At 67.5% G+C, this 3,949-nt stretch carries 5 protein-coding genes; all 5 read left to right on the forward strand.

The window, feature by feature from the left end; all coding sequences use genetic code 11:
- The first annotated feature begins 183 nt into the window (after positions 1-183).
- From WDU93_RS15170 to WDU93_RS15190, 5 genes are read left to right on the forward strand one after another with little or no spacing between them, the layout of a single operon-like run.
- Positions 184-486 carry a hypothetical protein gene (locus tag WDU93_RS15170; protein ID WP_337322078.1) on the forward strand — a complete coding sequence of 101 codons (303 nt, stop codon included), beginning with the start codon at positions 184-186 and terminating at the stop codon, positions 484-486.
- On the forward strand, positions 486-1,748 hold the full coding sequence (locus tag WDU93_RS15175) for a hypothetical protein (protein WP_337322079.1): 1,263 nt from the start codon (positions 486-488) through the stop codon (positions 1,746-1,748). The genes WDU93_RS15170 and WDU93_RS15175 overlap by 1 nt, the downstream gene beginning before the upstream one ends.
- Before the next feature lie 21 nt (positions 1,749-1,769).
- Entirely contained in the window at positions 1,770-2,390 is a 621-nt protein-coding gene (locus WDU93_RS15180) for a hypothetical protein (RefSeq protein ID WP_337322080.1), read from the forward strand.
- A 10-nt stretch (positions 2,391-2,400) separates the two neighbouring features.
- On the forward strand, positions 2,401-3,012 hold the full coding sequence (locus WDU93_RS15185; protein WP_337322081.1) for a hypothetical protein: 612 nt from the start codon (positions 2,401-2,403) through the stop codon (positions 3,010-3,012).
- The gene (locus tag WDU93_RS15190; protein WP_337322082.1) at positions 3,009-3,806 is read left to right on the forward strand and encodes a hypothetical protein; all 798 of its coding nucleotides are present in this window, start codon (positions 3,009-3,011) and stop codon (positions 3,804-3,806) included. The genes WDU93_RS15185 and WDU93_RS15190 overlap by 4 nt, the downstream gene beginning before the upstream one ends.
- Positions 3,807-3,949: the final 143 nt, after the last annotated feature.

Here is a 3,949-nt window from a genome sequence, read left to right on the forward strand (position 1 = left end):
CGCGGTGGATGGCATCAACGACATGTCGGAGTCGCTGCTGGGCATGATGCGTGCGATCCAGGACCTGGATCAGCAGCTCGCCGGCGGCTGAACCGCCGCAGCACGTCTCAACGGTGTGGGGGCCGCCCGCAGGGGCTGGCCCCCACGCCATCGATGGAGCGTTTTCACTGAGGAGCACGGCACATGAGTGTCAAGGTCAAATACGGTGATCTCGAACAGCTCGTCACACAGCTGCGGAGCATCGTGGGCGAGTTCGAGCAGGCCGGTTCGCGTCGGCGGGCACTCGAGGACGCCGTCGCTCGCCCCTATGGCGAGAATGCGCTGCACGACGCGGCTGATGACTTCGAGGGCCGGTGGGACGATCGGCGCAAGAACCTGATGGAGAACTGCAAGGGGCTGGCCGACCACGTCGACGACGTCCTGGTGGCGTTCAAGGACTGGGATTCCGAGGCTGCGGCCAAGTTCGACGAAGGTGAGGGCCAGTGATGGTCACCCCGTACATGCCCGCTTCGCCCGATGAGCACTGGATCGAGGTCGTCGACGGCGACCCGGATGCCGTCTCCGCGCGCGGCACGCAGATCACCGAACTGGGCAACGCGATGTCCGACGCCTGGCGCCTCATCTCCCGTCTGGTCGATGACGGTGCTGACATGGAGGGCGCGGCCATCGACAAGGTCCGCGAGATCGCGGGCGATGTGAGCAGCGACCTCGACAAGGCCAGCGCGCTCTATCTCGCGGTCGGCCCGCACATCTCCACATACGGCACTGAACTCCGCTCGGCGCAGGATGCCATGACGCCGCTGGTGCGCCGTCTCGAGCGACTCTGGGACGAGTACTACGAGCTGTCCCGCGACGCCGACACGGCAGAGGGCGCCGTGCCCTGGCGTGAACCGGACGACGACGCGGAGCAGTCCGAGAAGGACCACTACGCCGAGGCCGAAGCGCACGCCCAGCAGGCGCGATCACTCGCCACCAAGAAGAAGGGCGAGTGGGACGTGGCGGCCGGACAGTATGACGACGAGTGGGACTCGTGGCACACGGCCTTCACGACGGCGGCGCGCGAGATCAAGGACGGCGTCACCGGGAAGATCGAGGATTCCTGGCGCGACGACATGAAGGGCCTGCTCGACTTCCTCGCCGACGTGCTCGCCGTCGCCGGGATCGTCCTCGCTGTGCTCGCCATCGTGATCGGTGGTCCGATCATCGGCGCGCTGGCGGCGATCGTCGCCATCGCGACGCTCGTCGTGCAGATCTCGAAGTTCGCCCTCGGCGACGGCGACTGGATCGGTCTGACCTTCGCGATCATCGGGATCGTGCCCTTCATCGGACCTGCGGCGAAGTTCCTGCGCGGCGGGAACATCGGCACCCAGTTCGCCGACGACTTTGTGCGACTGACCGGTCTCGGTTCCGGTGGTGTCAAGAACTGGCTCACCGGACTCAACGCGCTCAAGGGTTCCGGGTTCTGGGGCGGCGTCGGAAAGTTCACCACCGAGTTCCTCAGTGGCAAGAGCGCCGATGAGTGGGCGGGCATGGGTGCGCGCGGCATTGACGCGCTCGACACCGTGACCACTGTCTGGAGCACGCAGCTCGGCATCGCCGGCATGATCACCGATTCGGCTCAGGGAGCGTGGGGCGGAGCTTTCGACCCCGACCAGAACCCGTTCCAGGTCGACGCCGACGTCTCGATCATGGCACCGGGCGCTCCGAGCGCACCTGGTGCACCGTCGACATCGCCGGTCATGGCCTAGCCCTCGTGAGAGGCTGGACGCATGACTGATCTGCGCGCAGAGCTCCTCGGAGGCACGGGCGCCCGTTCACTGGTTCCGCCCTATCGGATGTTGATTCCCGCCGGCTGGCAGGCCTACGACATGAGTGTGGAGGACGAGAACGCGCTGACCGGTGCGGCGACAGCTCGACTGCGGTCTGCGGGCCGTGCCGACCTCGCTGCGGGGCTCACCCGCCAGGTGAAGGATGCCATGGCGAGTCTGCGACAGCAGAAGGCGTTCTGCTATGCCCTCGCCGGCGAGGCATCCCCGACCTGGGTGCTCGGATCGGCAAGCCTGATCGGCACCAGACGCGACGCGACGCCGGAGTTGCCGCTCGACGCCATCGTGCAGAACGCCGTGACTGCGTACGGTGGAGCGCCGCTGGGCGGCGACGAGAGGTTCGTCCGCTGGACCGAACGGCGTACCGCGACGATCGACGGTGAGGTCGTCGCGACGACGATGATCAACTACATGACGCCGATCCCCGGGTCGCGGCGAACGCAGGCCGTGCACTGGGTGGTGAACGTCGCTCACGCCCCGGAGCTCGCCGAGGACGATCCCGCGCTGTTGGCCTGGAACCTGCTGTTCGACACTCACGTGGCGTCGTTCACGTGGGTGAGATGATCGGAATGTCATGACCCAGCTCGACATCTCGTACCCCGAAGACCTGTGCATCCCGATCGACCCGACCTCAGGCGACCCCGAACTATGGGCTGCGGCCGTGGCTGACGGCTTCGGTGAGGCCACCGGCCTCGACCCCGATGGCGTCTCCCGCGTGCGCGCTGCGCTGACGGGGCTCGTGCGTCTCGCGGAGCCGAGCAGCCGGCTGCTGCTGGTGGTCGCGCCGGAGGCCACGTTCCTCGCGCCGCTGCGCATCACCGTGTCCGATGACGCACTCAGCCGTGAAGAGCAGGCCGCGTACCTCTGGTCGACGGATGCGATCCTGCCGCCGACCGCAGAAGTTCTGGAGACCCCCGAGCTCGGTGCCGGCATCACGGTGGCGCTGCTGCAGAAGCAGGGCGACATCCAGTTCGCCACGCGCCGGTGGCTCTTCCCGGGGGAGAACGGTGCCGTCGGCGCGCTCTTGGGCCCCGTGCAGCCCTACGGCCTTGCCGTCGTGCAACCGACGGCGGATGCCGTGATCGAGCAGCTGCACGTCGACGGCTTCATCCCTGCGACCGACCGCACCGATCTGGAGCGGTGGGAGGCTGCCGCAGGGCGCAGCGGTGAGAGCTGGACGGCATGACGGACAAGCCGCTGACGGAGCTGATCGACCAGCGCCAGGAGTGGGCGCCCGAGGATTGGTGGCGTCTGGAGCTGCGTTCGCTGCAACGAGCACCCATGGTGCAGCGCGACCTCGCTCTGCTCGCCCCGAAGGATGCCGTTCGCGACGAGTACACGCGCGTCACCGCCGGAAGCTGCCTGCAGTCGCTGGCGTACCTGTTCTCGCTCATCGGCCCGCTGATCGGCGCGGTCGCGATGATCAGATGGATGTGGACCGACGGGCGGTACGACATGCCGCTGGGCGTCGCCGGCATGCTCACCTCGATCGCGCTGCTCGTTTCGCTCTACAGCGCGGTGCGTGAGCACCGGCACCCGAGGGCCGCATCCATGTATGCCGTGCTCACCGCCTCCCTGATGCGAATCATCCCCGGCGTGATCACCATGGGCATCGCGTTGACCGTGGGACGACCGCTGCTCGAAGAATCCGGAGCCTGGTGGCTGGCGCCGATCGCCGTCGACATCATCGCCCACGTCATCATGCTGATTCGAGGTCAGACTCGGCCCGGTGGTCCGCAGAATCCCGTCGAGAACGTGCAGCAGGGCGTCACCGAGCTCGCTCCCGCGCTGCGCGGCGAGATCACGGCAGAACGGCACGGGGCCATCGACCTGCTGCGTGAGCGGGGGCTGATCACGGCCGAGCAGGCCGCAACCGCGCAGGCGACCGCACTCGGCCTGCTGGCCCTCACCGTCGCGCCCGAGGTGAAGTCGGACTTCGCCCAGGGGCATGCGCCGAGGCCGGACGCGCCGACTCCGTGATGGGTACTCCTCCCCATCGACGTGTGGTTGGGGGGCTTGTTAGGTTTTTGGTATCGGGCCGGTGGGGTCCGGCTCAATGATTATCGGAGGTGTGGACGATGGCCGATTTCGGTGCGTCTTATGCAGAGATGGAGCAGGTGGCG

This window comes from Microbacterium istanbulense (genome assembly GCF_037204145.1).
Lineage (GTDB): Bacteria > Actinomycetota > Actinomycetes > Actinomycetales > Microbacteriaceae > Microbacterium > Microbacterium istanbulense.

Bases quoted from the DNA above. Each gene is read 5' to 3' on its own strand.
- WDU93_RS15170 (WP_337322078.1), top strand. From the start codon at position 184: ATGAGTGTCAAGGTCAAATACGGTGATCTCGAACAGCTCGTCACACAG.
- WDU93_RS15175 (WP_337322079.1), top strand. From the start codon at position 486: ATGGTCACCCCGTACATGCCCGCTTCGCCCGATGAGCACTGGATCGAG.
- WDU93_RS15180 (WP_337322080.1), top strand. From the start codon at position 1,770: ATGACTGATCTGCGCGCAGAGCTCCTCGGAGGCACGGGCGCCCGTTCA.
- WDU93_RS15185 (WP_337322081.1), top strand. From the start codon at position 2,401: ATGACCCAGCTCGACATCTCGTACCCCGAAGACCTGTGCATCCCGATC.
- WDU93_RS15190 (WP_337322082.1), top strand. From the start codon at position 3,009: ATGACGGACAAGCCGCTGACGGAGCTGATCGACCAGCGCCAGGAGTGG.